Annotated in this window: 3 protein-coding genes and 1 pseudogene; 3 read left to right on the forward strand and 1 reads right to left on the reverse strand. The window is 38.9% G+C overall.

Annotation, left to right across the window (positions count from 1 at the left end):
- Positions 1-225 precede the first annotated feature (225 nt).
- From C5O24_RS14145 to C5O24_RS12720, 3 genes and pseudogenes are all read left to right on the forward strand, one after another.
- Entirely contained in the window at positions 226-396 is a 171-nt protein-coding gene (locus C5O24_RS14145) for a hypothetical protein (RefSeq protein ID WP_161553908.1), read from the forward strand.
- A pseudogene (locus C5O24_RS14655) lies at positions 390-572 on the forward strand (IS982 family transposase); the annotation flags it as partial. The gene C5O24_RS14145 and the pseudogene C5O24_RS14655, both read left to right, overlap by 7 nt.
- Before the next feature lie 419 nt (positions 573-991).
- Positions 992-1,798, forward strand: a complete 807-nt coding sequence (locus C5O24_RS12720; RefSeq protein WP_107681932.1) for an MBL fold metallo-hydrolase — start codon at positions 992-994, stop codon at positions 1,796-1,798.
- Positions 1,799-1,800: 2 nt separating this feature from the next.
- Here the strand turns inward: C5O24_RS12720 and C5O24_RS12725 are convergent.
- The coding region (locus C5O24_RS12725; protein WP_107681933.1) for a Crp/Fnr family transcriptional regulator at positions 1,801-2,279 on the reverse strand (479 nt) is incomplete at its 5' end.

The raw sequence follows: 2,279 nt of genomic DNA on the forward strand, positions 1-2,279 counted from the left end.
TCTTGGTTGTAGTATTTTCAAATACCGACTTACACCGAAAGGTGAAGTCTTTGAGAATCGCCAATACGTTCATATTGTTTAATGTTTTTATAATGAACGCTTTGGCGATTCATTTGTATTTGATAATTCGTTATATTAACTTAAGTTTCAACTACTTCTGTAATTTTTACCGAATCATTGTTTTTTAACTCCTATCCATTTAACCACTAAACTCCATTATGATTTATGGCATTGATTCAGATAGAGGAGGAGATTTTCAAGGATATGCTTGACAGAGTAGCCTATCTCCATAAACTCTATATAAAGCTCTATGAATCGCTCCGGAATAAAGGCATAGGAGATTGGCTGACAATGGAACAGGTGTGTGATATACTTAATGTATCAGACACAACATAAACGACATGCTGAAGAATGTGGCGCAGCTCGTCCACTCCCGCCATCGTAGTGTACACAACTTCCTCATGAACCTGCTTGCGGCAATGGGTGCGTATTGTTTCTTCGCCACAAAGCCGGAAGTGAACTTTGACTTTGAGGTACCCGAGTCAAACGGGCAGCTTGTCCTTTGGGATTAACACCAAACTGTACAAATAAATCAGGCGACCTTGAAAGGCCGCCCAATACTCTATGTCTTTTGCTTGGTTGAAAAACATAAAGTTCTTATCCCGAACTCGCGTTATTAATTTTAGCGACTGGAAATATAAGTATAGATAGTTGTGGACATGTATCCATCATAGGCTATACTATAATTGAAAGCATCTTACATTTTCTTTGTGTAGCTGATTTATGGAATGCCAATGATTAGATCTTTTAGTGGGACATTATGGCTGAATTTAACGCAACCACAGTAAGTTGCTTGTATCGTAAGCATCAATTTAGCAATAGTGCGATGTAAAATAATATTAGGGTAATGTACGTTCTCTATATATTACTTCATATTTGAGTGTTATAATAAGGCAAGACGGATAGACATTAGAAATCTCAATCATAAAATATGAATTTTGAACTAATAATGATTGGTACCGGAAGCGCGTTCCCCAAACATTCATACAATAGCTGCTATGTCATTAAGAGTCATGGTGGACTTATGCTTGTGGATGCCGGAGGTGGTAATGGTATATTCAATGCCATTAATGAATCGGGTATCAAATTATCTGAGATACATCATATTTTCATTACTCATACACATACAGACCATATTCTTGGAGCTGTATGGCTTATCAGGGGTATTATCAATATGAGTAAAGATGGAGAAAGCTGTGGGAGCTTACATATATATGGGAATAGTTCCGTCTGCAATGCGTTGCGGCTTATATGTCAGTTGACTTTTCTTGCTTTAGATTATGAACTTTTTACAAAAAACGTCGAATTAGTGGAAATTTCCGATGAATCTTCATTGGCTATAAACGACACTCTTATAGAATGTTTCGATGTCTGTTCCAAAAATGTCGTTCAGACCGGATTTAGGATGACTTTTGGCTGCGGAGAAAAACTGGTTTGTTTGGGTGATGAATCTTTGACCGAGGATAATCTCAGAAAAATTCAAGGTTGTGACACCCTAATCTGCGGCGCTTTCTGCCGGTATGAAGATAAGGATACATACAAGCCATACGAGAAACATCATCATACGGTGCGTGATGTGGCTATTTTAGCAGAAAAGGCAAAGGTGAAAAATTTGGTTCTGGTACATTCCGAGGATGATAATTTGGAAAAACGACAAGGGCTTTACAAGACTGAGGCTTCAAAATATTATAGTGGTAATGTTTTCATCCCTGTTGATGGCGAAAGGTTAGTTTTCTGAAATTATTGTTTATTTCCTTTGGCAAGATTGGCTCTTATTCGGCTCAGGCTTACTTGTGTTATACCCAAATATGAGGCAATACACCCCAAAGGCAGTCGCTGTAATAGTTCCGACTGGGTATCCACAAAGTCTTGATAACGCTCTGTCGCAGTTGCAAGTAACAGGGTTATAACTCGAATTTCAGCATCAAGAAGTTCAGTCTCGGCAAATCTGCGTCCCCAATTGGCAATGTTTATATCCTCCAGGTAAAGTTTTGACAACACATCCCTTTTGATGACATAAAGGGTGGAGTCCTCCATCAGTTCCATAGTCTCATAGCCTGGTTCATTCCTCACATACCCCATCATTGATACAATAGTTGCACCCTCCTTGCCAACCCAAAATGTCACTTCCTTGCCGTCAACAAGTGTGAATGCCCGCACTATGCCTTTGGCTATAAAGTAAACATCCCGCTCGATCTTACCTATTTCAAGGACATGAT

Origin of the sequence: Paramuribaculum intestinale (assembly GCF_003024925.1) — a bacterium.
GTDB lineage: Bacteria > Bacteroidota > Bacteroidia > Bacteroidales > Muribaculaceae > Paramuribaculum > Paramuribaculum intestinale.

Bases quoted from the DNA above. Each gene is read 5' to 3' on its own strand.
- C5O24_RS14145 (WP_161553908.1), top strand. From the start codon at position 226: ATGGCATTGATTCAGATAGAGGAGGAGATTTTCAAGGATATGCTTGAC.
- C5O24_RS12720 (WP_107681932.1), top strand. From the start codon at position 992: ATGAATTTTGAACTAATAATGATTGGTACCGGAAGCGCGTTCCCCAAA.